Genomic DNA, 22,540 nt, shown 5'->3' with positions numbered 1-22,540 from the left:
CCATGGCGCGTAGATCGGCCCTGGCGAGATTTAAGTCATGCTCGTCGCAAAGGCGGCTATCGCCGCCCATTAGATCGATCAGATCGCGTTCGGTTAGGAAGCCGATGCCATCCAACGCCTCCTTCAACCGGTGCTCGTGGGCAAATCGGCAAGTTCCTTCGGGGATATAGATCGACATCGGCGTCTCCTTCATTCTGCGGTTGCGGGATCGATGCTCGGCAGGGCCGCGCGGGTCAGCGCGGCGCTCATCTTCGCGTCAGGATTGGGTCTCCGGGTCAGGAACACCCGGTCGGCGTTGATGATTTCGCGTCCGATCAGGTCGATTTCTGCAATAGCGACCGTGACGCGCTCGAACTCTTGCCCAACCAAGCCCTGGGCCAGTTCGGACGAGCTGAACGACCGCATGGTGGCCTTGATGCCGGAATTGCGGGCGCAGAGCGCCGCGCCCAGTTCCATGTCGCGGGTAGCGACGGCGAACGAGGCGAGCGACGCCAACTCGACCGGACCGGAATTTTCGATTTGGGTGGCGATGAAGCTGCGGCGCTGCGATCCGAGACTCTCGCGCATCAGCATCTGCATGGCGGACTGATAGTGCGCCGCGATGGCCTTGATCTCGTCCATGTGGCGGACGGCGCTGCGCAGGATTTCGGTGCGCGCCTTGTCGCTGCCGTCGAGCAGTTCGCGCCGGAACGCGCCGGTTACCCGGCTGGCAACGGAAAGGCGCTCGGCGTTCGTCAGATCGCCGAGCGAGTTGTCCAGTTCGGCCCGCTTGGCCTGTACACGCCCGTCGATCGAGCCGAGCAGTGCCTGCTGGCGTTCCTGGAGTTGCTTCATCTGTTGATGGCGTTCGAGGACTTCCGTCGCGGAAGCCCAAATGGCCGACAGCTTTTCATTCTGAATCATGGTCACCTCGTCTGGCAATGCATCACGCGCTGCGGGGACGTTGCGAACATGGGCGGAACACCGCGGTTCGCCGCCATCGCGGCACCGACACCTGCAATCAGGTGTCGGTGCTACAATGCGATGTTCTCGCCCGGTCGCTGACCGGCGTTTCCCCTGTCAGGCTTTGGCGCCGCGCGTTCGCAGCCAGTTCCTGACGTACTCCTGGGGCAACGCTGCCATGAACGCATCGAGCGGCGAATGGCCGGGACCGATCAGAGTTTGTGCCTTGCGGGTAGCGGCGAACACCAGGGCTAGCGGGGCGACGGCTTCGTCGGGGATTTCGCCGCACGATGCCTTGCGGGAAAACATGGCTATGTCGCCCTTGCGGGCGGTAACTGCGAGTTTGGTCATTATTGCCTCCTATCTGAAAAGGGGCGACCGATTCGCAGCATCCAAGCGGGAATCATACCAACACTTCGCGGCTCGCTTACCAAGGCCGCTGAGTCACCGAGGGCCGTTGCCAGATGACGCCATAGCGTAGCGCATCGGCGGCATGGTCGGCGGCGCTGCTGTCCACATCCTCGATGTCGCGAGGGTCGCGCGGCAGGACTGGCAAGGTGTCCCACGCATAATCGCAGGCTCGGCTTATGTAGAGGCCGGGTCTGTCCGGGCTACCGGCCTGAGACAGCAAGGTGCGCATCCGTTCCCACCCGGCTTTGCGGGAACCCTTCCCGGCCGGATGGAACATCACGCCCGACCGGCTGAACTCGTCCGCGATAGTCGCCGCGTTGTGGCCGCGCGCCCGTGCAAAGATCGCATCATCGGCAACCCCGGTCGGTCGGACCGTCCATCGTGCGGTCATGTCGCGGATCGCTTCGGCAAGGCGCGGAACCGTCCAGCCGAGCCCTTCGGTGGGCCGGTTCGGTCTGGCCGTGGCCAGTTCGTCGAGCGCGACCAGACTGCCGCGCGGGTAGAAATGCCCATCGGGGCCAGCCGAGCCGGGTGACCGTGCGAACAGGTATGTGGCGGAAGGCGAGGAAGAACCGAAGTCATGGGCAAGGAATGTCGTCCAGCCGTATGGCACCGCCTTCCAACGATCGACCGCGCACCGCTCGGGCGAGAGGCACCCGGCGAAGAACGCGCCGCGCGCCACCGCCCAATCGCCCTCGGTCCATGCCCGGAACAATTCCTCGTCGCCCGCACAGGCCGCGAGAAGCTGTTGCCGGTAGTCGGCACTATCGAGGTGCGGATTGTCAAGGAAGGTGCTCGGCGCGTGGACGCAAGGCCGACCGGCGTTCGTCTGGAACGGCGCCCACGCCCGCGCCGACAGGACATAGCGGGAGGCGACCCACTGGTGGCCTACGCCACCGGGGTTACCTGCGAACACCGTGCGCAACGGAATGTCCTTCGGCCCGCGCAGGTTGGAGCGAAGCAAGTCCACCACCTGCGGCGTCGCCCATTGGGTGATTTCATCGACCAGGATCAGCGTGAAGCTGCGGCCCTGGACCTTGTCGTAGGCGGCGAAGGAATCGACCTGGGCAAGCTCGACGTATCCATAGGGCAGCCGAAAAACGTGCTCGGACGCATTGTAGGATGATGCCGAGCCGTAGGCCGCCGAGAACAGTTGCCGAAGCACCAGCTCGAAATCGGACAGGCCCTTGTAGGTCTTGCGGACATACAGGACGCGCGCACGTTCCCGGTATTGCTCGACATGCCGCAGGATCAGCAGGGCCTTGCAATGGCTCTTGCCGCCGCCGCGTCCGCCGCCGAGAAACAGGTCCATGTTCTCGGGCACGCTGAGAACCCGCGCCTGATAGGGCGTTGGCTCGATGACTTCGCCCGTCATGGCACCACGCTTCCGTCTATGGTGCGGGCGTATTCCTCCGCCGACGCCGATGCGGCTGGCAGATTGATAACCACGTTAACGCGGGCATCGGCGGCGGCCTGCGGCGCGCCTTGGTCGCGATAGCCATGCCGAGACTTGAGCGCGAAGATCAGCGAGGTCGTTTCACCGTCTCGGGCCTTGTCGAGCAAGAGGGCGACAAGCTCGTCCTCCTCCACCTGGCGACTTTCCGAAAGCGCACTGGCGACGCGTTCGTCTTCATCGCGCACCCGCATCCACGTGCGGTAGTTGATCCCTAGGGATCGGGCGATACGGACTTCGGAAACACCACGGCGGCAAGCGTCGATGACCTTGTCGACGTGCTGGTCTGGGACGAGGTACTTTCTGCGATCCGAACGCGGGTCGGGGGCCAAACCGGAACAGGCCCGGGTGGGGAGATAGGCCCCCACTTCGCTGCGGGGCAGGTCTTCCTGCTCAACCAAACGGTGCTCGGCGCTGTGCTTTTCAGGATCATTGCCACTCAAAGGCATAATCTTATTATCCTTTTCTGCGCCGATGACCTGATATTCAATCAGTGGGTCTGGCGGATGGGCGGTGCGCCGCGCGGCGAACCAGGGGTGGGACACCACCGGCAGCGGTTCCTTTTTATTGTCGCGGCTTCTGCGCCTCGGGACGCCATCACTGGCCGCGGTATTGCCGCGGTTCCTGGGCATGAAAGACATGGGGCCGATGGCTTCCCGCCCGCTTCGCCGCAGGGTGTCTTTCTCATCGTGAACCGATTGGATCACCAGGCGCTGGAGGGCGTGCAATCCCCAGCGCCTGGTGACTTTGTGCATTTGACACTTCTGACGCTTTTTACACTTTCAGATTAATTTATCAGGATTTCCGATTGCTACTTCGGGCATGAACGCAATCACGACAGAAGAAACATCGCCGATTTCGCTGTCAAAAGCGCCCGAAGTATACGGCTATGCCTGCTCGTCCCCCTCATCCCATCCGATCGGGCCGCCCACCCAGGCTTCGAAGGCTGCTCGGGCATCGGGCAAGGCCGGGATGCGCCAGACCTTCCCGCCCTTTCGGTCTCTTGCTGCAACGTCCACGCCGACCTTGCCAAGGAACCGCGCCAGGGCTGTCTTGGTGAACTCAGCCCGCTTCTTCATCACTGCGGCCTGATGCTGCACGGCATGGACCAGACCGCCCTTGCCCTCGCTGTCGATGTCCAGGGCGTCACTCCAGGCACCGCCAACGGGCAAACAGCCATCCTCCAAGGCGCGATACCACCAGAAGGCGATGGGGTCGCTGCGGAAGCTCTGGACCTTCTGCTCCGTCAACGCGCGCGTGATCGGGATGTCGGACCTGGGATGCCAACCGGCGAGAGGCATTTCGGCCAGATCGAACAACATGGCCGCTAGGCCACCGCTTTCCATCTGGCGCCGCAGGTCATTGAAAAAGCCCGGCGGCAGATTTCGGTGCGCCTCGGAGTCCGCTTCGAATACCGCGAAGCGCCGCTCGTCGTCCGAGGCCGGCACCACCCAATCTTCGTTCGATGCGATCACGACATGGAGCCTGTTCGGGCCACTCACCACTGGCTTATGTTTGCCCTCGAACGTCAGCACCGGCTCGGTAATGAGGTTCTTGAGCGCCCCTTCCAGCTTGCGGTCGCCTGCCCACAGCCCTTCGTCCACGAACAGCAGGATTGTATCGGCCAGATGCTCGTTGAACTTGCCGGTGAAGTGATCGGCCTGGGCCACCTGGCGGCCATGTTGACCTGCCAAGTCCTTCAAGGCGCGCAAAAATGTGCCCTTGCCGATGCCCTTCCTGCCCTTGAACACAAGCGCCACCTCGGCAGGCGAGTTGGGATGCTGCACCATGTAAGCCGCCCACTTGAGCACATATTCGAAGCTGGCCTGATCGCCTGCGCACAGGACATCGCGCAGCAATCGCTGCATCAGCGACCAGTCGCCCCTGACCGGCGTGACCGACCAACCGCGCCACAAGTTGTAGAGGCCCGGATGCTTGGCACCTGGCGTAGGATCGAACACCACGCCATCGTACTGCCGCCTGCCTTCGTGCTTGATCCACCATGTGCCCAGCGGTCGCCGCGCGCCGTCCTCCAGCGTCACCGTGCTGGCATTGAGATGCTTTTGCACCGCCACATCGGGGAACCATTCCACCACGACATGCCCGAAATGCGGGCAGACCGACTCCCGGCCCACCAGATACTTGCCCGCTGTCAGCACGGTGAAATGCCTGGCATTCACCTCGGTAAGCTTGGGAGGCACCGGGCGCGACGGGGGGCTGTCTTCCACAATGTCGGCAAAGTCATCGCTGGCGATGATGGCATTGAGCGCATCGCCATGGCCTGCATCCCTGATGGCCTTGAACAGCGTAGCCCCCGTGACCGCCGCCGCGCCGTCCGACTTCAGGCTGTCCCACCTGCGCCCGATTGCATCGGCATCGTGCGCATAGGCCGGGTCGCTGACGGACCATTCGATGAACTCATGCCGACCTGCACCCGCTGTCGCGTGGTGGCTGGCCATCATGATCTTGAGCCAGGTATTGTTGTCGGCAAATTCGCCCACATCGAGCAACGCCAAAAGCTGGCTCAGCACTTCGGGGCTGCGAACGCCAGCGTCTGTCTGCCCTTCGGTCGCAGCCGACCTGGCGATTGCTGCCAGCAATGCTCCCGGCGCTTCGCCTATCTCGGACAGGGGCACGGAAAGGGCATCCCATCGGTATGCCCGCTTGGTATCGGGATGGATCGAACCCGGCCCGACCACCTGCCTGCCTTCGGACTTGAACTCCACGCCGGGGAAGTCTCGGAGTTGGCCCACGACTTCGGCCTCGACCGGCTTCAGCATGTAGAAGTGCCAACCGCCGCCGCCGGTTTCGACCACCGGGAAGTTGTCGAAATCGAGGCCAAGGCTATTCTGCAACTTCTCCAGCGAGTTCTCGCCTTCCGCGAAGTTTCGGGGATCGACATCGACGACGAGTTGATTGCGCGCCAAACGGACGCCGACATTGCCGCCGCGGACTTCCATATGGGCCTTGGCCTCATCCACAGACATCGGCGCGGCAATTCGCCAGTTCGTTTTTAGGGGCGCTTTGCCCACCGGCTTCCCGTCACGCCTATCGTCGGGCTTGTGTAGCGGTATGAGGGCGAACTGCTGACCCTTGAAGGCGTCGAGCTGCCCTGGGGCGAATGCTTCGGGCTTGCCGCTCATCGCGCCACCTCCCCGCGCACGAAGGCGTCGAGATCGCTGACGTGATACCGGATCAGCTTTTCCTGGATGACGTGATAGGCTGGGCCTTCGCCCCGCGACCGCCATGTCTTGAGCGTTCCCGCCGAGCATGACAGGTATCCTGCCGCCTGCTCGCTGTCCTTCCAGGGTGATTGTGTCGAGTTGTCGAGCGCGCGCCGAACGGCACGCTCGACAACCTGTTCAAGGTTGTCTTGCATATGGATCATTCTCCACGGCCGCCCGCAGGCGGCAGTTGATGGGAATGACCGATGACTTTGTATGCACTAGCTATGATTATGGGAGCGTATCGGTCAGAACCGCCCGCGCTACCCCTTCGCAGGGGTGTCCCGAATCGCGCGGCTGGGGCTTGCTAACCCCGGCATGATGAATCAGCTATCAACAAAACTATCGTGCGCACTTCGCCTTGAAATTAGCCGCTCTCGTCGCCAAACCGAGATGACCCTCGCAAGACATGGAGATTATGCATGGCGGACTGGATTTACGTCGATAATTCGAATGTCTTCATTGAGGGGAAGCGGGTCAGCGCCGTTCGGCAGGGGATGGCGCTGGATATATGGGATGCGATGGCAAATCGCATCCTGGACAACACGTACCGCATGAGCTTCGGCAAACTATACACGTTTGTTGCGGGCAACGACCCCAAGGATACGTCGCGGGCCATGCTGTTTGGGTCAAGGCCACCGGAGAACGACGCGATTTGGGAATTCGCCAAACGTGCCGGCTTTGAGGTCATCACGCATGATCGCAACGCATCGAACAAGGAAAAGAAAATCGACACAGGCATCGTGGCGGAACTGACCCGCGACGCATACCGAAATGCCAAGCAAGGTGATGTTTTCACGATTGTCTCTGGTGATATTGACTATGTCCCTGCGATTGAAAACCTCATCAAGGATGGGTTTCAGGTCGATGTTGTGTTTTGGGATCACGCAGGGAAAGAACTTCGAGAGGCATGCTCGAACTTCATTTCCCTGAACCCTCATCTGGACGCGCTCAGGCCTTAGTCGCGACGACAAAGTCTTCCAGTGCCTGCGCGTGCCGCCGCAGATGTTCCACCAGGTGCTCGGCGTGAACATAGCCACCTGACGCGCCCGGCAGTTTTTGCCCCAGCAGCAGCGCACTTTCGGCATAGGGAACGCCGCTGGCGATGAACAGCGTGCGGGCGTGATGGCGATACTCGTGCGGGCTGGGAAGCCCGGCTTCCTTGGGTTCCTCGATATGGCCGGATGCGCTTGTCGCCGATGGCCACAGCCATTCGCTATTGAGCGGCACGTCCGCAGCGAGCCGGTCCTTGAGTCGGGCGGTCAAAGCTTTGCCCATCGGGAACATCATCTGCCCGCCGACCTTCATGTGCCGGAACGTCAGGATTCCCCGTTCAATATCCACGTCATCCCGCAGCACCAGGAGCAATGACGAACGCCGCGCACCGGTCAGCATCATAGCAATGTGCAGATCGCGGCGAATGGGAGACAGCTCTTCCACATCGGCCCACCATGCTTTCAAGTCGAGCACATCGACCTCTCGGCGCTTCGGAGTGGGAACGCGCAGCGCGGCGACCGGATTGCCTCCGATAGTCTCGTCGAGCCTCATAGCCGTGTTTATCGCTGCCCGAAGGGTGCGCATCACGCTTCCGGCTGTCGTCTCACCGTTCTTCCGTTTGAGCGTATCGAAAAGGTCGCGCACTTCCTGCCGGGTGATGTCGGTCACGGCCCGCTTACGGAATTTCGTGAGGTAGTTGTCCAGATGGTAGTTGTAGCCCTCCACCGTCCGCGGGCTATAAGTCCGTTCCGACAGGTGCGCTTCGAGCGCCTGCTGGAGCGTGATGCCGCTTTCGGCAGGGCCAGCTGTGGGGTCGATGCCCGACTGTATCTGGCTCATCAAGGCCTTGGCCCGATTCCGGGCTTCACGAAGTCCGATACGGTCGCAGCGGTCAATCTTGACCCGTACCGTCCGGACGTGGCGGCCATTTCGGCGAACGTCGCCTTGGACGGCGAAAGTCCTGGTTGACTGGTGGCAGACCACCATCAGCCCCTTCACTTGTTCGTCGCGGTGGATGCCTGATCCCAAGGGAAGCTCGCGAATGCGGGCTTCGGTCAAATTGATGATAGCCATTTAGGTCTCCGAAAAGTACCGGCCTGAGCACCGAAAACGCGCCCTCTCTGAGCGGCTCAGGTTGACCTAAATGTCGTGTAATTCAGCCTCTGCGAACCAATATAACCCCTGATTTCCCTTGATTTACCTCAGATTCTCGAGTTTGTAATCAGGGGGTCGCGGGTTCGATTCCTGCAGCCGGCACCATGTTTTCAATGACTTATGCTGCCAGGATTATGTTGAGTCTATTGGCCGCAACCACATAGCAACCACGCGCCGTGGGATTGGGTAGCAATTCTTGGTGCGTAGTCACGCTGCTCTTGGTCGTTTGCGGACGGGCAGCAACGGCGAGGCCGTCAAGCCGAGGCCCGGCTGCGCTAAATGGCGTCGCCGCAATTGCGTGATTGCTGTCGCTTCCGGCACCGAAGAGGCTCACCGAGAGCCGCTTTGCATTTACCGCCTTCCTGACGAACCGAATGACCGGTCCCGGGGCAAAGGACTCACATCGGATCGATCGCCCACGATCGCCGCAGCCGATCTCGCGCCGCGCCGCGCCGCGCAGCAACGGGACTCGACACACGCGTCGCGATGGTGGACCATTGCGATATTCGACGCGGCCCAAACCGCGAGGGGAGAGGCAATGGCAGATGCGTATCTCATGACGCCGTCCGCAGGCGATCGTCTTGCCTGCCAGCCTGTCACGGCGTCTTATTTCCATCTGGAAAACAGCATCGTCACCAATGGCATACGAACCGACATCCGCCACTTCGCGTGGGAGCGCCGCTGCCTTGCCCGGTTCGAGGTGGACAGCCACTATCTCGACTATTCGCTCGGCCCGCGGGCGCGGGGTGCCCGGCTGTCGTCCGATGGCCGCGGCAACGCGCCTCCTTTTGGGGAAATCGCCTATCTGCCCAAGGGGGCCGAGTTCCAGGCGCTGTGCGAGCCCAGCGAATACCGGGTGCTGAGCCTGACATTCGAAAGCGCCGCCGCCGAGACCCTGTTCGAGAGCGAGGGATTGACCACCTCGTTACCCCATTGCTTCGACGTGCGGGCACCCTGGGTGCGGCAGGGCCTGGCCCGGCTGGTCGACGAAGTGCGCAACCCCGGGTTCGCGCAGGACATGATGGTCGAGACGATTGCCCTGTCGCTGGTGATCGACTTGTGCCGCTATCTCCAGACCGCGCAGAAACCCGACGAAAGCATCAACGCGCGCATGGCCGACTGGCGCCTGCGCCGGTTGAAGGAACGGATCGAGGCCGGACTGGCCGGACCGCTTTCCATCGTCGACCTGGCGCAGGAATGCGGGCTCAGTTCGCGCCACCTGATGCGCACCTTCAAGAACACGGTCGGCACCACGATCAGCAGCTACATTGCCGACGCCCGGATCGCGCAGGCCAAGCGCGAGCTGGCGGAGGAAAACGCCATGATCAAGGTGGTGGCCGGCAACTGCGGCTTTCAGAGCGCCGCCGCGTTCAGCGCCGCGTTCCGCAAGGCTACCGGCCTCAGCCCCCGCCGCTTCCGCGAGGAAATGCTGTATGGCGGGTACTAGCGACAGCCTTACCGGCGTTTTCTGGCGGTTGGGCGATAGTCGGTCGCTCTGACAGCGGTTGCCCGCATTTACCCGCCGCATCGCCGACGCCACACTTGGCCGGCGACAGTTTTTGCGGAAAAACATCATGAGCGACTATTTCAAGCGGCTGCTTAAGGACCCCACGTCCTTCCACGATGCCCCCTATGACCAAGCCTTCACGCTGACGATCGAACAGATCGGGCAGTTGCACCTGGAAGGCGCGCGCAAGCGGTTCATCGGACTGCGGCCCGGCCTGTCCGTGCTCGACAAACTGGCACGCGAGCAGGGCATCGAGGCGATCGAGACGATCGACGACATTGCACCGCTGCTGTTCCCGCACACTGTCTACAAATCCTATCCGCTGAGCTACCTGGAACGCGCGCGGTTCGACAAGCTGACGAAGTGGCTGGGCGGGCTGACCACCACCGACATCAGCAACATCGACGCCACCGGTATCGAATCGATCGACGACTGGCTGGACCTGCTCGACGCAGAAACGCCGCTGACCGTCGCCCATACCTCGGGCACCACCGGCAAGCTCTCGTTCGTGCCGCGTACCAAGGAACAGTGGCGCCAGACGATCGTCCATTCGGCAACGATCATCCGCGACTGGTGGGGGCATGGCAGCGGACCGGACATCCTGAAGGACAAGATGCCGATCATCATACCCGGCTACCGCTATGGCGCGGCGGCAGCGCAGCGCGGCAACGGTATCCAGGTCGATCTTTACGCGGGCGGCGAGGACAACGCGCTGTTCATGTATCCCGACGCCCGTTTCAGCGCCGACGTCGCCTCACTCGCCGGTCGCCTGCGCGCGGCCGAGGCGCGCGGGGAGGCCGGCATCGGGGATATTCCGCAGATCCTGCTCGATCGCCGCGAATCGCTGCTGGAACTCGAACAGCGCCGGCCCGAGGACGTCCGCCACTTCTTCGAAGAGGCCCAGCGGCGCTTCGGCGGCAAGGACGTCTACGTCACCGCGATGTGGGCGATCCTGTTCGACTGGGCCGAGGAAGGCCTGAAGCGCGGCATCAAGAACATCTTCGGTCCCGACAGCGTCCTGCTGACCGGCGGCGGCAAGAAGGGCAAGGACATGCCCGACAACTGGCGCGACCAGGTGCTGGAGTTCCTGGGCTTCACCAACTTCTACGAGATGTACGCCACCAGCGAGATGATGGGCCTGTGCATCAAGTGCGAGTACGACCACTATCACGTGCCGCCGGTCATCGTGCCGTTCCTGCTTGATCCGCAGACCGGCGTACCCCTGCCGCGCAAGGACGGCACCGTGGGTCGCTTTGCCGGGCTGGACCTGATGCCCAACACGTATTGGGCGGGCCTGATCACCGGCGACGAAGTGCGGATGTCGGGCTGGGAAACGACATGCGCCTGCGGCCGGACCGGGCCTTACGTCCATCCGGAAATCCGGCGCTACAGCGAGGCCGAGGGCGGCGATGACCGCATCGTCTGCGCGGGCGCGCCCGAGGCGCATGACCGCGCGCTCGAATTCCTCGCCGAACTGTCGATGTAAGGGGGCGGCGGTGCCAGACGAATTCCGCGTTCCGCTGATCATCCGCGGCGAAATCATCGACGATGCCGCGGTGGAACACGGCGGTCGGCGCGGCGGTGTTAGCTTCCGTGCCCCGGACATCGCCCGGCACGTCGGCAAGCTGACGCTGCGCACGCCGTCGCACATGGCGGACCTTTATACACTCAGCTTCGAGCAAATTCTCGATTACCTGGTTGAACTGGGGACGCGGCTCGATTTCGACACGAACCCGCACGTCCGCGAGGCGTTCCGCCTGTCGTGCATCACTTCCGGCCTGTCGGACAGCATCCTGCGCTTCCACTACGCGCGGCTCGGCACGATGTTCAACCGCGCCGGCATGCGCGCGATGGTCGAGCGCAGCTGCGGCGTGGACTATCTCGAAGGCTGGGTCGATCAGGGGCCGGGCATGGTCCCCGGCCTGACCGCGCGCACTCGCGCGTTCGGTGCGCGCAGTATCCACGTGATCGCCGGCAACGCGCCGATCGTCAGCATCCTGACGGTGATCCGCAATGCGCTCACCCGGTCGGACGCGGTCATCAAGCTGCCGTCGAACGATCCGCTCACCGCCGTCGCGCTGGTGTGCACGATGGTGGAAATGGCGCCCGACCATCCGATCACCCGGCATATCTCGGTCGCCTACTGGAAGGGCGGCGATGATGCGGTCGAACGGGCGATCTACGATCCGCGCGGGGTCGAGAAGATCATCGCCTGGGGCGGCTTCGCTTCGGTCAAGCACATCACGAAGTACCTGCAGCCCGGCATCGACCTGATCACCCAGGATCCCAAGATGAGCGGCACGATCATCGGCAGGGAAGCCTTTGCCGACGACGCGACGCTGCGTTCGGTGGCGCGGCGGCTGGCGCTCGATGTCGGCGCGCAGAACCAGGAAGGCTGCGTCAGCGCGCGCGTGATTTACGTCGAATCCGGCACCGACGCGGACGGCGTGGCGCGGGCCAACCGGCTGGGCGAACTGACGTTCGCCGCGCTCCAGTCGCTCCCGCCACACCTGAGCACGCCGCACAAGGCGTTCGACCAGGCGCTGAAGTCCGAGATCGACGCAGCCCGGCTGCAGGACGAGGACTATCGCGTATATGGCGGCAAGACCAACGAAGGCGCCGTGATCGTCAGCCAGGACGACTATCCGGTCGATTTTTCGCGCATGCTCGCCTGCCGCGTCGGCAACATCGTGCCGATCGACTCCTTCGAAACGGCGGTGCGATCGGTCAACGCATATACCCAGACGATCGGGATTTTCCCCGAAGCGTTGAAGGAAGCGCTGTGCGACCGGCTAGCCTTCCAGGGCGCGCAGCGGCTGGTGTCGCTGGGCGGGGCGGCGACGATGCAGCACAATATGGAAAAGCAGGATGCCATCGAACCAGTCCGCCGCATGGTCAAATGGGTGACCGTGGAAACCGCCGACGGCGCCATGCTGGAGGCGCTGGCAGGATAATCGGACCTTGGTGCGGGCTACCTCCCGCCGCAGGCGGGGTCAGCGAGCGCGCACGCTGGTACTGCCCGTCAGCCCCGCCTTGATGAAATCCATCTGCAGGAAATCGTGCGGGAAGCCACCATCGATCCGGCTGGCGGCATGGAGCGTGGCGAGGTGCTCGGCATCGAGCTCGACCGCCAGCGCGCCGATGTTGTCCTCAAGCTGGCGCAGCGTGCGCGCGCCGACCAGCGGCGCGGTGACGGCCGGATTGGCCAGCGTCCAGGCGAGCGCGACTTGTGCCGAAGTGGCGCCGATCGCGTCGGCAACGCGCTTGACCGCATCGGCAATGCCGACCGTCCGTTCGTTCACATAGCCAATCGCTTCCATCATCGCGCGGCGGCCGCCGTCGGGATCGGCGGGATTGACCGCGCCGGTCGCATACTTGCCCGAAAGCAGCCCGTTCTTCAGCGGTGACCACGGCATCACGCCCAGCCCCAGCGCCTGCGCCATCGGGATGAGATCGCGCTCGGTGGTCCGCTCGAGCAGGCTGTACTCCACCTGCAACGCCGCCAGCTGGGTCCAGCCGCGCAGTTCGGCCATCGTCTGGAGACGCGCCACCTGCCATGCCGGCGTATCCGAAATGCCGATGTAGAGGATCTTGCCGTGGCGGACGAGATCGTCGAACGCGCGCAGGATTTCGTCGGCGGGGGTCGAATTGTCCCAGACGTGCAGGAACAGCAGGTCGATGTGATCGGTCTGCAGCCGCTTGAGGCTGTCTTCCACCGCCCCGATCATGCTCTTGCGGCCATTGCCGGCCCGGTTCGGATCGCCCGGGCCGACGGCCAGCGAATATTTGGTCGAGAGCACCAGCCTGTCCCGCTTGGCCGCGGCGAACTTGCCGGTCAGTTCCTCCGACCGGCCTTGCGCATAATAGCCTGCGGTATCGATGAAGTTGCCGCCACGATCGACATAAGCGTCGAAAATGCGCCGCGATTCATCTTCCGGCGCCCCCCATGTCTCGCCGAAAGTCATCGTGCCGAGCGACAGCGGCGATACGCGCAGGCCGGAACGGCCGAGCAGGCGGTAGCTGTCGAGTGAAAGTGCAGTGGTCATCGATCGCTTATCCTTCTGGATGCTCGGTCATCACCCAATGCATCATGCGATGCACGGGCCAGCCCCCGTCATGCGGCGTGCCGCCGAATTTTCCGGAATTGATGTTGCCCAACCCGACGATGCGCTGCACCCCCGCGCCGGCCAGCCTGTCACGCAGATCGGCGATGCGGGCGGGCGGAAAGACGCCGACCGACTGGGTTGCGACCGTAACGTGTTGCAGCGCGTCAGCCAGCGAAGCGACCTGCACGACATTCACCAGCTTGCCGCCGGGGTTGAACGCCACCGGCTCTCCCGAACGGATCACCATGCCGCGCCCGTCGGGCTGGCCGAACACGCGGTAAATGGGTTCGAGCAGGCCCAGCATGTCGAGTTCCTCGAGCACCGGTGCCGGTGGCACCGGCCCGCCTTCGCCCGTGCCATAGTGGCTGTCGCGCGCCATTTCGGCGACCAGCGCCGCGCAATAGGCATCGACTTCGTCGTCGCTGCCCTCCACGAACTGAAAACGGGCGCAGCTGCAGGCATCCTGGTTGAACGCCACGACATCGGCCGCCCCGCGCGCAGCCACGTCGCGCACGGTCCCGGCATCGGCGAAAGCTTCGTTGCCGATCAGCGAGATCGAGACCTTGGGGTCGAACGAGATGATCTCGAAGCCGGGCGCGGCATATTTCATCGCGTGGCGCACGGCAGCGTCCCCACCCCATACCGCCAGCTTGTCATAGTACTGCGAGCGGAAGATATTGCCCTCTATCGCCGCATCGCCGCCGCGCCAGTAGGCGGCGGAGAACGACCGGGTCACCGGGTGGTTGGGGCCGACGTCCGCCATCGTGCGCAACAGCGCGGTCGCGGTGAACATATCGTTCGAAGGCATCTTGAGCAGATGAACGCCCTTGCTGATGGCGCCGCGCACGATCGTGATCGGCGGGACGATCGGCGCGTTGCCGGCCAGAATATGAACCACGCGCGGCGGGAAGGCGCGGATATCGACCCGCTGGCCGCGCACCACGCGCGTGTTCCAGCCATCGACGGTATCGAGCGAGCCGAGCGACCCTTCGGCCTCGGCCTCCACCGCATCGCGCGCGAAGAAGCCTGCGATGTCGCGATAGCAGTTTTCCAGGATGCGCGCGCCCAGGGTGTTGCAGCGCAAATTGCGCACCGCCGCTTCCTGCAGGTGCGGATTGCGGTCGAAATCGAGCGCCTTGCCCACCTCGACTAGGAAGTCGACGATCTCGGCGATCGGCGTGTCGAACGCCGGTCCTGGCTCCCGCCGCGACCAGATCAGGGAATCGAGGTCGATCGCCGGGGTCATCACGACATCGCCGGTGGCGCGTAACGTGTGTTCGACCGCCGCGTCGATGATCGGTTCGCCCTTGATCACATGCGGAACGAGAATGCGCCCGCCTTCAACCGGTTCATGCAGCATCGGATGGTCCCTCGCTCAGACCGTGATCGAACCACGGACGTAGGAATCGATCGACCCGGCACAGGTGAGCTTGTCCTCACCCTCATCCAGATCCTGGTAGCGGTTGATCGAGCGGACGATCGGCGTCTTCACGCCATCAAGGCCCGCACCGAATTCGACGACGACCTTGTCGCCGGAAATGATCCCGCCCCAGCGGCCATCGGCCAGCACGTCGAAAAACGCCATGCGGCCCTCGACAGTGCCCTTGCCGTCGGCCGGATTGAGCAGCTTCTCGCCCGCCTTGTCGAGGATCAGCGGCACCAGCCAGGGCGGCGTGGCATAGACGTCATGCGGCTGGATCAGCGCGCAGAAGCCACTCATCTCGACCATGGCATAGCTGTTCGACAGGCGATCCCTGGTCACGCCGAAGAAGCGCAGGACCTGTTCGCGGTAGTCGGGCGGAACCTTGGCGCCCTTGGTGCCGCCGCCGGTCGAGATGATCATCTCGGGATGAAAATCGCCATCCTCGATGCCCCGCGCGCGCAGCGCCTCGACCAGCTGCCACAGAACGCCCCACATCGCGCCCAGGTAGATCGGGCGGTGACGGCGGTCCGCAAGCGTGTCGATCCAGGCATCCAGCTCTACCGCGCGGCGGGCCTGCCGCTCTGCAACCCGGTCTTCGTAGGCCGCGACCTCGCCCGGGCCGACTTTGCCCGCCGCCAGCATGCGGCGAAGCTGCGCCGGGCGCATCGCATCCATCGCGCGGATCGGGTCGTTGCTCAGCCGGTGAAGCTCACCCGGCGCGGCCCAGCGCTCGAAGTGGCGGGTGCTGACTTCGGTCATCTTGTGGGTGCCCTTGGTCGGCATCATCGTGAACACCGACCGGTCGTGGTTGGGCTTGAAGCCCCGCGTCGAAAGGTCGAACGCGGCAAGGCAGGCCGGCACGCACAGTTCGCGATCCTGCAGGGTCTGGTTGAGGAACGACGATTTGCCCGACGTGCCGCTGGAGGCGTAGATGTAGTGCCCGGCAGCGTGGCAGGCATCCATCCAGTCGTCGACGTCGTTGACCCCCGATACGTCGATGTTGCCAGTAGGATAGGTCGACAGCGTGCCCAGCCACATGTTCATGTGCTTCCACTGGCCGTTGTCGACGAACGCCTCGGGATAGCTTTTGTAGTTGGTGTGCGCGAACAGCAGCGGGACCAGATCTTCAAGCGTGTCGATCGAACCGATGCCCGTTTCCCTCGCCCGCTTGTCCAGCACCTTGATCTGCTGCCGCCGTTCGGCAAACCGTTCGCGCACGGCCTCCATCTGCAGTTGCGCCAGGCGATCGGGCGCGTTGCGAAACGGATCGGCTGTGTTGGCGTAGGCAATCAGTTCGTCAACGGCGGTCATGCATCGTCCTCTCGATCACCAGATTGCAACAAGGATAGGTGGTGCGCCGCAAAATGGCCCGCGCAATTGCTTTGGCAGAAGCGACAAAGCGTCGCCGTCCCGCCAGAACGGAACGTCTGCTCACGACGGCGCCCCTCGTTTTTCGGAGATCAAAAGTCCCCGCCGCAGGGCGACAACCGGGATCGCGTCACCTTGCGAGCAATCGAACGGCGGATGCTATCCCTTGAAATGATCGCGCGACAGGCGGCCAATAACTTCGCCGAACTCCGCCACGGTACGGCGGATGACCTCGGCTGCCGGTAACACCTGATCGATGCGACCGGATACCTGACCGACACTGGCAAAGCCGACCTCCATGTCACCTTCCTCGTAAAGCCGGGGAACGTCGCGGATCAGATCGCGGAACGCGTCGAGCTGGGAGGGCGCCTCATACTTCCGGGTCGTGGCCGTGCGCAGCACGCGAAGGGGGCGCTGATTGTGGCGATTGATCATGATCGATTCCGCCTCCGAGGCAGAGACCACCGCTTGCTTGAGGTTGGCGTGGACGCCGGCCTCGGCCGAAGCCAGCATGCGTGTCCCCATCTGCACGCCCTCGGCCCCCAGGGCGAATGCCGCGGCCATCGATACCCCGTCCACAATCCCGCCCGCAGCGATGACCGGAAGGTCGATCCGACTCGTGATCAACGGTAGCAGAACCATCAGCGGAATTTCCGTGGCACCGCGCAAGCCACCGCCCTCGCTCCCTTCCACGATCAGGCCATCGACGCCTGCGTCAGCCGCCTGCTGCGCCGTTTCGAGCGAGGTGACCACGTGGAAGACCGTTACGCCCGCCTCGCGAAGTCGCGCGGTGTAAGGTGCAACCGGACCGCTCGACGTCGTGACGAAACGGACGCCGTGTTCGAGCAGGATATCGACCATGCCGGGATCGGCAAACGAGACCGGGATGTTCACGCCGAACGGTCGATTGGTCGTCTCTGCCATCCTCTCCAGGAACGCTCGAGCGCGCGTGGCTCCAATAGACCCCGGAACCAGCCCGATCGCGCCTGCAGCGGTAACCGCCGAAACGAGTTCCGGGTTCGCCACCGTCCCCATCGGCGCGTTGGCGATGGGAACCGCCACGCCGAGCGTACGCGTGATGCGATTGTCGAAAGCGGGAAGCGGACTTTTCATCGGCGTCGTGCTCACACCTGTACCGGCGTCAGCGCATAATGTGCCAGCCTGTCGCGGACCGGCAACGCGACTGCGACCCGGTCTTCAATCTGCCGCGCGAAATATGCGAACAACGCGGCGTCGTGCTCTGGTCCGGCGCGCAGGACAAACTGCTCCAGTGCTTCATCCGCATCGTGCCAGGTGGACGGGCGGAAGCCGATGATCTCCGCCACGCGATCAAGATCGCCTGCCTCGTGCATGACGCCGGCAAACGCTTCGGCACGCGCCCATTGCGCCAGAGCGCGCGCGGACTGCCGGTTGCCCGCCGCGACCGGATCGGTCACCTCGATGCGCTCGATCGTCGCATCGAGCACCTTGGCGATCATGGACGATCGTCCTTCGGGCATCACGATCGGTGCCGACGGCGTGATCGCCACCCCCATTACCTCTGCCATTCCCCACAGCATCGCGCGGCGGCACATCACGTCCCAGATCTGATACTCAAGCTGCATGTCGGCCGGTCTCGGATCGTACAGCGGCCCCGCCATCGACATCACCGCCGCCAGCATGAAAGCCGCGGTGTGAAAGCTGAGCACCCCCGCATCGATCTCGACCCCTGTGATGCGGGCATAGTGCCGCACGAGGTGATCGGGATCGGCCCCGAGTGGTTCGGTCCCCGCGCGCAGGCGAAGCGCAGCCAGATCATGCATCGGATCACCGATATGCGTCGCCTCGAAATCATAGAGGCAGGTGACGCGCCCATCCTCGAACAGGAACTGGCCGGGATCGCCGTGGATCAGCCGCGGCACTTCGCGATGCAGCGGCACGTTGCGCTGGATCCAGCGCAACGCCCATTCGACAAGCGGTTGCGGGCCACGCTTCGTTCGCTCGTATAGCGGAAGATGCGCGTTGAAATACGACAACGCGACCCCGGCCGCACCCTCGGGCTTTTCAATCCCCGCCGCGACAAACGGCGCGATATCGAGCGCATGCATCCTGGCCAGCAGCTCGATATATTCCTCGGCGACGCGCTGCCGCTGGGCATCGTCGGCCGCCGCCGCGACATCCCGCTCGCCGGGCACCCAGTCCATCACGATTCCGATCGGGTCGCGCGCCATTCCGTAAACATGCGGGACCGGCAGCCCGCCGCTCGCCAGCAGGGTCAACACCGTCGCCTCCCGGTCCAGCCCGGGATAAGGCTCCGCATCGATCTGCTTGTCGCCCCGGATATACAGCGGCAGCTCGGCACCCTCCCGGCGCACCGTGGCGTACCAGGCCTTGCGCCATCTTGGCTGGCGCTCGATCGCGGTCACCTCGCCGTGAGTCAGCGTCTCGATCTGTGCGACGAGCCGCGTTTCCTCATCGGTCCGCAATAGGCTCATCCTGCCATCAGTTCTTCGGTCTTCAGGCCAAGCTGCCGGCCGATGTCGGCGGTGTCGAAGTATTCACGCCAGCTGAGGATCTTGCCGTGCTCATCGAGCTCATAAACAGCGACCAGCGCATGCTCGACGCGGACTCCGCGCATCGTGAAATGATCGACACGCTGCGTCATCACCGTCGAGCCCGATACGATCAGCTTCTCGATGCCGCACTGCATAAAGGTCGAAAATCCGGCCTGCCGCTCGATCTCCTTGCGGATGACCTCGCGGCCCTTGATCACCTCACCGCCGGGCACCCAGAGCTGCCACTCGCCATCAACGGCGAACATTTCCGCGATGGGCCCGGCATCGGGCTGCTCTACTTTGCCCTCACCCCATGCTGCACAGAAATCACGAACAATGGCCTCGAAATCAACCACAGGAATGTCCTTCCGGCTATCTAATTACTGACAATATGCGTTCCGTCGGAAACGGCTGTCCTACCCCAAGGCAGGGGGTGGCAACTTCGGGGGCATTAAACCGGGTCACATCGAACCGGAGATCGACTATGCGGGCGGTGCGCTTTCACGACTATCTGGGGCTTGACGGTGTTCGGCTGGAAGACATGCCAATTCCGGTGCCGCGAACCGGCGAAATTCTGGTCCGCATCCATGCTGCCGGCGTCAATCCTTTCGACTGCTATGCCGTGTCGGGATACGTGAACGCCTACGTCCGGTTCACCCTCCCCGCCGTGCTTGGCCGGGATTTTTCGGGGATCGTGGCCGCAATCGGACCGGAGGTAGAGGAGCTGTCGGTTGGCGACGCAGTCTTCGGTCAATCCGCAGCGGATGCCGACGGCACTTTCGCGGACTTTGTTGCGATCCCGGCGTCGCGCGCCGCCATCAAGCCTGGCACACTGTCGCATATCGAAGCGGCGTCGCTGCCAAACGTCATCATGGCCGCATGGGACGGGCTGTTTTCCATGACGAGCGGGATGGATCTGCAGCCCGGCCAGACGATCCTCGTCAACGGCGCCGCAGGGGGAATCGGGAGCATGGCGGTCCAGCTCGCGCGGTGGCGGGGTGCGCGTGTGATCGGGACGTCGTCGGCGAGCAATCTCGATATGGTTCGAGAGCTTGGTGCCGAAGCGTATGACTATACCCTTCCTCTCGCCATCACGGGTCCAGTCGACGGCGTGCTCGATACTGCGGACGGCAACAATGCCGAAACCCTGTGCGGACTGGTCCGGCCCGGTGGAACCTATGTTGCGCTGCGCGGTCTAACGGGCAGCAATTTCGCGGAAAGATGGGCGGCAAGAGGCGTGCGCTGTGTCGTCGCGAATGGGCCGGCCAGCGCCGGCGCATTCCCGGACATGGTCAAGGTCGTATCGGACGGTGAAGTCAGGCCGATCGTGTCGGCAACGTATCCGCTCGACCAATTCCGCGCTGCACTGGAAATGGTGGTGACGGGGCATGCACGCGGGAAAATCGTGCTGCAGATCGCAGATTGAGGACCCGCCTGATCCCACGCCCCATTACTCCCGCTTCGAGTATCCAGCCAGGGTGATGGCAACGTCGATCTTCGGCAAATCGGCAGCGCCCCGACGGTCGTTGTCCCGGCCGTGGTACACGCTGTGAATCCATAGGGTGCAGCGCTCCTTCTTCGTGATCGGCCTGTCGAAGTCGTGCATCCAGCTGTTGAGCGGGGGCAGCTGGCTTCGGCTGATCAGCACCGGGGCAACCCCGGATGCGTGAAGCGCAGCCTCCAGCGGCTTGAGATCGGCCAGGAAATGGCACTGTGCCAGTTCGCTCTGCCGGTGGGCGTCGTGATGGCCCGTTTGCGCAGCGGTACTGCGAGAGCAACCAGCCACACCCGCTATTGGCGAAAGCGCGTTGCGTTGTTCAGGCGCCGGGTCCGGCGTGGGCGTCAAGGTCGAGCGACTCTATCAACGCGTCGGCGGTCATGCCGTGCGACCTCGAAATATTGATCAGATCGAGATATTCGCGCCACGCGATAATCTGACCGGCGTCGTTCAGATCGAATACGGCCACGAGCGGCACGGCCGACCATTTGCCGTTGCGCCGCGACCAATCCACGCGTTCGGTGAAGACCGTATTGCCGTTCGATCCCCACGACTTCATGTCATGGCGCTGTTCCGTGGCCTTCTGCTTCATCAGCAGATGTTCGGCGAGGATCTTGTCCCGACCCACGACGGGGGCAATCGTCGGCACGACGATCTGATAGTAGGCGTCCTCGGCCAACGGCTGGAGCGCGGCCGCGAGATCGACCGGCCAACTTTCACGGTAGGCGGCGATGAAATTCAGCACGATCTCTTCTTGTCTGGTCAACGCCAATATCCATTTTCCTGGGAGATGCAGGGACTTGCCCGCGCGATCGGGGCCGCTGCCCGTATCACGTTGGTTCGGAGCGGAGCGATTGCTCCAGATCCTCGACGCTCATGCCGATCTGACGCGCGACATTCCCGCCATCGAGATATTCGCGCCAGGCGACGATTTTTCCTTCCGCGCCGATCTCGAACACGGCGACGAGCGGGATCGATACCCATTTCCCGTTGGTGTGAGACCAGTCGGTCCGCTCGGTAAAGACCAGGCTGTCGCTGGACGCTACGCCCTTCATGTCGTGGCGCTGGTCGCCATAGTCGGCCTTGATCCGCTCCCATTTGGCCTTGATCGCGGCTTTGCCCCGGATCGGATCGGTGGTTGGAACGATACTCTGATAATAGCAGTCTTCCGCGACCAGCTGCAGCGGAGCATCCAGATCATCGGGCCAGCTGTCCCGAAAATAGCCGATGAATTCCAGCGCGATCGCTTCTTCTCTCAAACCCACGAGGTCACTCCGTATGTTTCGATCTTGGCGCGAGGGTTAGCAGTTGGCGGATATCGCCGTCATATGGTCGAGACGTTGCCGGACCGCAGATTGTTTATCCCAGATGCGTTCGTGCGATGCGGCAGGGTCGCCGATCTTTGCTTTGCATAGTTCATCGACAACAATTGGCTGACCGGAATTCCTGCGGCGATCGGCCGGTGCTGCGATGGAACGCCGCAGCGAATGCGGCAAAACTCCTGAAACCGCATTCGAATGCCACCTGCTTGATCAGCAGATGCTGGTGTCCTTCCACCCGATCGGCGACCGGTGATGAAGATCGAAGCAACTCGCTTTGCAAGCAACCCATTCCACACCCTCTTGCCCTCGAGTTCTCGCCCCATTGAGCCATCCGCACTTCAGCAGGTCATCGCAGAAAATATAATGCCCTGTTCCCATCTTTAGGCAGGTCGCGCTTTGTCTTTCCTTTTGGGCAAGTATGCGACGATAAGAACAGGCAGCCCGTTGGTAAAGCACTCGGCTGCAATCGCGTTATGCTCGTCGTGGAGGGCAGCAAGAAACTCGCGGCCATCGGCATCGCTGAACCGAAGGAACGCGCCGACCGCCGCGCCGGGCCCGGCGCGAGAAAGGGTGAGATCAGCAGCACCGGGCAGCGCCAAAC

23 protein-coding genes are annotated in these 22,540 nt (G+C 63.3%); 5 read left to right on the top strand and 18 right to left on the bottom strand.

Annotated features, from left to right (window positions below; translation table 11 throughout):
- Nucleotides 1-189 precede the first annotated feature (189 nt).
- The 6 genes from NL2_RS20160 to NL2_RS20135 form a co-directional block, all read right to left on the bottom strand.
- Nucleotides 190-903 carry a hypothetical protein gene (locus NL2_RS20160; RefSeq protein ID WP_068078354.1) on the bottom strand — a complete coding sequence of 238 codons (714 nt, stop codon included), beginning with the start codon at nucleotides 901-903 and terminating at the stop codon, nucleotides 190-192.
- 156 nt (nucleotides 904-1,059) lie between these two features.
- Entirely contained in the window at nucleotides 1,060-1,293 is a 234-nt protein-coding gene (locus NL2_RS20155; protein ID WP_068078352.1) for a hypothetical protein, read from the bottom strand.
- Between the two features lie 76 nt (nucleotides 1,294-1,369).
- Entirely contained in the window at nucleotides 1,370-2,728 is a 1,359-nt protein-coding gene (locus tag NL2_RS20150; protein WP_068078349.1) for a phage terminase large subunit, read from the bottom strand.
- Complete coding sequence (locus NL2_RS20145) at nucleotides 2,725-3,561, bottom strand: hypothetical protein (RefSeq protein WP_068078346.1); 837 nt, start codon at nucleotides 3,559-3,561, stop codon at nucleotides 2,725-2,727. Before NL2_RS20145 ends, NL2_RS20150 begins: the two co-directional genes overlap by 4 nt.
- Before the next feature lie 132 nt (nucleotides 3,562-3,693).
- Complete coding sequence (locus NL2_RS20140; RefSeq protein WP_169799563.1) at nucleotides 3,694-5,949, bottom strand: DUF5906 domain-containing protein; 2,256 nt, start codon at nucleotides 5,947-5,949, stop codon at nucleotides 3,694-3,696.
- The gene (locus NL2_RS20135; RefSeq protein ID WP_068078365.1) at nucleotides 5,946-6,185 is read right to left on the bottom strand and encodes a helix-turn-helix domain-containing protein; all 240 of its coding nucleotides are present in this window, start codon (nucleotides 6,183-6,185) and stop codon (nucleotides 5,946-5,948) included. The genes NL2_RS20140 and NL2_RS20135 overlap by 4 nt, the downstream gene beginning before the upstream one ends.
- Before the next feature lie 267 nt (nucleotides 6,186-6,452).
- Here NL2_RS20135 and NL2_RS20130 point away from each other — a divergent pair, with 267 nt between their 5' ends.
- Nucleotides 6,453-6,992: an NYN domain-containing protein gene (locus NL2_RS20130; protein WP_068078337.1), complete on the top strand. Its 540-nt coding sequence runs from the start codon at nucleotides 6,453-6,455 to the stop codon at nucleotides 6,990-6,992.
- On the opposite strand, the gene NL2_RS20125 is transcribed toward NL2_RS20130, so the two are convergent.
- Nucleotides 6,982-8,100, bottom strand: coding sequence for a tyrosine-type recombinase/integrase (locus tag NL2_RS20125; RefSeq protein ID WP_068078334.1), 1,119 nt, complete (start codon nucleotides 8,098-8,100; stop codon nucleotides 6,982-6,984). The two genes, NL2_RS20130 and NL2_RS20125, sit on opposite strands and share 11 nt — an antisense overlap.
- 280 nt (nucleotides 8,101-8,380) lie before the next feature.
- Between NL2_RS20125 and NL2_RS20120 the strand changes: the two genes are divergently transcribed.
- The 3 genes from NL2_RS20120 to NL2_RS20110 all read left to right on the top strand — a co-directional run bounded on the left by NL2_RS20120 (nucleotide 8,381) and on the right by NL2_RS20110 (nucleotide 12,642).
- A complete protein-coding gene (locus NL2_RS20120) occupies nucleotides 8,381-9,628 on the top strand; it encodes a helix-turn-helix transcriptional regulator (RefSeq protein ID WP_245647786.1) in 1,248 nt (415 codons plus the stop codon).
- 127 nt (nucleotides 9,629-9,755) lie between these two features.
- On the top strand, nucleotides 9,756-11,174 hold the full coding sequence (locus NL2_RS20115) for a phenylacetate--CoA ligase family protein (protein WP_068078330.1): 1,419 nt from the start codon (nucleotides 9,756-9,758) through the stop codon (nucleotides 11,172-11,174).
- Nucleotides 11,175-11,184: 10 nt separating this feature from the next.
- Nucleotides 11,185-12,642: an acyl-CoA reductase gene (locus NL2_RS20110; RefSeq protein WP_068078327.1), complete on the top strand. Its 1,458-nt coding sequence runs from the start codon at nucleotides 11,185-11,187 to the stop codon at nucleotides 12,640-12,642.
- Nucleotides 12,643-12,681: 39 nt separating this feature from the next.
- On the opposite strand, the gene NL2_RS20105 is transcribed toward NL2_RS20110, so the two are convergent.
- The 6 genes from NL2_RS20105 to NL2_RS20080 all read right to left on the bottom strand — a co-directional run bounded on the left by NL2_RS20105 (nucleotide 12,682) and on the right by NL2_RS20080 (nucleotide 19,475).
- Nucleotides 12,682-13,734: an aldo/keto reductase gene (locus NL2_RS20105; protein ID WP_068078322.1), complete on the bottom strand. Its 1,053-nt coding sequence runs from the start codon at nucleotides 13,732-13,734 to the stop codon at nucleotides 12,682-12,684.
- A 7-nt stretch (nucleotides 13,735-13,741) separates the two neighbouring features.
- Nucleotides 13,742-15,154: an acyl-CoA reductase gene (locus NL2_RS20100; RefSeq protein WP_068078319.1), complete on the bottom strand. Its 1,413-nt coding sequence runs from the start codon at nucleotides 15,152-15,154 to the stop codon at nucleotides 13,742-13,744.
- A gap of 15 nt (nucleotides 15,155-15,169) precedes the next feature.
- The gene (locus NL2_RS20095) at nucleotides 15,170-16,528 is read right to left on the bottom strand and encodes a hypothetical protein (protein ID WP_068078316.1); all 1,359 of its coding nucleotides are present in this window, start codon (nucleotides 16,526-16,528) and stop codon (nucleotides 15,170-15,172) included.
- Nucleotides 16,529-16,744: 216 nt separating this feature from the next.
- Nucleotides 16,745-17,713, bottom strand: a complete 969-nt coding sequence (locus NL2_RS20090) for an NAD(P)H-dependent flavin oxidoreductase (RefSeq protein ID WP_218006134.1) — start codon at nucleotides 17,711-17,713, stop codon at nucleotides 16,745-16,747.
- Nucleotides 17,710-19,059, bottom strand: a complete 1,350-nt coding sequence (locus NL2_RS20085) for a phosphotransferase (protein WP_068078313.1) — start codon at nucleotides 19,057-19,059, stop codon at nucleotides 17,710-17,712. Before NL2_RS20085 ends, NL2_RS20090 begins: the two co-directional genes overlap by 4 nt.
- Complete coding sequence (locus NL2_RS20080; RefSeq protein ID WP_068078310.1) at nucleotides 19,056-19,475, bottom strand: limonene-1,2-epoxide hydrolase family protein; 420 nt, start codon at nucleotides 19,473-19,475, stop codon at nucleotides 19,056-19,058. Before NL2_RS20080 ends, NL2_RS20085 begins: the two co-directional genes overlap by 4 nt.
- 128 nt (nucleotides 19,476-19,603) lie before the next feature.
- Here NL2_RS20080 and NL2_RS20075 point away from each other — a divergent pair, with 128 nt between their 5' ends.
- Nucleotides 19,604-20,545: an NADP-dependent oxidoreductase gene (locus NL2_RS20075; RefSeq protein WP_068078308.1), complete on the top strand. Its 942-nt coding sequence runs from the start codon at nucleotides 19,604-19,606 to the stop codon at nucleotides 20,543-20,545.
- Nucleotides 20,546-20,569: 24 nt separating this feature from the next.
- Here the strand turns inward: NL2_RS20075 and NL2_RS20070 are convergent, their stop codons facing one another.
- The 5 genes from NL2_RS20070 to NL2_RS21490 form a co-directional block, all read right to left on the bottom strand.
- Complete coding sequence (locus NL2_RS20070) at nucleotides 20,570-20,965, bottom strand: hypothetical protein (protein ID WP_157083298.1); 396 nt, start codon at nucleotides 20,963-20,965, stop codon at nucleotides 20,570-20,572.
- On the bottom strand, nucleotides 20,937-21,383 hold the full coding sequence (locus tag NL2_RS20065; protein WP_169799562.1) for a limonene-1,2-epoxide hydrolase family protein: 447 nt from the start codon (nucleotides 21,381-21,383) through the stop codon (nucleotides 20,937-20,939). Before NL2_RS20065 ends, NL2_RS20070 begins: the two co-directional genes overlap by 29 nt.
- A gap of 64 nt (nucleotides 21,384-21,447) precedes the next feature.
- Complete coding sequence (locus NL2_RS20060; protein WP_169799561.1) at nucleotides 21,448-21,882, bottom strand: limonene-1,2-epoxide hydrolase family protein; 435 nt, start codon at nucleotides 21,880-21,882, stop codon at nucleotides 21,448-21,450.
- Between the two features lie 151 nt (nucleotides 21,883-22,033).
- Nucleotides 22,034-22,228, bottom strand: coding sequence for a helix-turn-helix domain-containing protein (locus NL2_RS21800; protein ID WP_369405484.1), 195 nt, complete (start codon nucleotides 22,226-22,228; stop codon nucleotides 22,034-22,036).
- Nucleotides 22,229-22,319: 91 nt separating this feature from the next.
- The coding region (locus NL2_RS21490; RefSeq protein ID WP_169799560.1) for a hypothetical protein at nucleotides 22,320-22,540 on the bottom strand (221 nt) is incomplete at its 5' end.

This window comes from Novosphingobium lentum NBRC 107847 (assembly GCF_001590965.1).
GTDB classification, from domain to species: domain Bacteria; phylum Pseudomonadota; class Alphaproteobacteria; order Sphingomonadales; family Sphingomonadaceae; genus Novosphingobium; species Novosphingobium lentum.
This window is presented reverse-complemented; position numbering and strand designations above follow the sequence as displayed.

Excerpts from the sequence above, each read along its gene's own strand:
- NL2_RS20160 (WP_068078354.1), bottom strand. The coding sequence starts at position 903 with ATGATTCAGAATGAAAAGCTGTCGGCCATTTGGGCTTCCGCGACGGAA.
- NL2_RS20155 (WP_068078352.1), bottom strand. The coding sequence starts at position 1,293 with ATGACCAAACTCGCAGTTACCGCCCGCAAGGGCGACATAGCCATGTTT.
- NL2_RS20150 (WP_068078349.1), bottom strand. The coding sequence starts at position 2,728 with ATGACGGGCGAAGTCATCGAGCCAACGCCCTATCAGGCGCGGGTTCTC.
- NL2_RS20145 (WP_068078346.1), bottom strand. The coding sequence starts at position 3,561 with ATGCACAAAGTCACCAGGCGCTGGGGATTGCACGCCCTCCAGCGCCTG.
- NL2_RS20140 (WP_169799563.1), bottom strand. The coding sequence starts at position 5,949 with ATGAGCGGCAAGCCCGAAGCATTCGCCCCAGGGCAGCTCGACGCCTTC.
- NL2_RS20135 (WP_068078365.1), bottom strand. The coding sequence starts at position 6,185 with ATGCAAGACAACCTTGAACAGGTTGTCGAGCGTGCCGTTCGGCGCGCG.
- NL2_RS20130 (WP_068078337.1), top strand. The coding sequence starts at position 6,453 with ATGGCGGACTGGATTTACGTCGATAATTCGAATGTCTTCATTGAGGGG.
- NL2_RS20125 (WP_068078334.1), bottom strand. The coding sequence starts at position 8,100 with ATGGCTATCATCAATTTGACCGAAGCCCGCATTCGCGAGCTTCCCTTG.
- NL2_RS20115 (WP_068078330.1), top strand. The coding sequence starts at position 9,756 with ATGAGCGACTATTTCAAGCGGCTGCTTAAGGACCCCACGTCCTTCCAC.
- NL2_RS20105 (WP_068078322.1), bottom strand. The coding sequence starts at position 13,734 with ATGACCACTGCACTTTCACTCGACAGCTACCGCCTGCTCGGCCGTTCC.
- NL2_RS20100 (WP_068078319.1), bottom strand. The coding sequence starts at position 15,154 with ATGCTGCATGAACCGGTTGAAGGCGGGCGCATTCTCGTTCCGCATGTG.
- NL2_RS20095 (WP_068078316.1), bottom strand. The coding sequence starts at position 16,528 with ATGACCGCCGTTGACGAACTGATTGCCTACGCCAACACAGCCGATCCG.
- NL2_RS20085 (WP_068078313.1), bottom strand. The coding sequence starts at position 19,059 with ATGAGCCTATTGCGGACCGATGAGGAAACGCGGCTCGTCGCACAGATC.
- NL2_RS20075 (WP_068078308.1), top strand. The coding sequence starts at position 19,604 with ATGCGGGCGGTGCGCTTTCACGACTATCTGGGGCTTGACGGTGTTCGG.
- NL2_RS21800 (WP_369405484.1), bottom strand. The coding sequence starts at position 22,228 with ATGGGTTGCTTGCAAAGCGAGTTGCTTCGATCTTCATCACCGGTCGCC.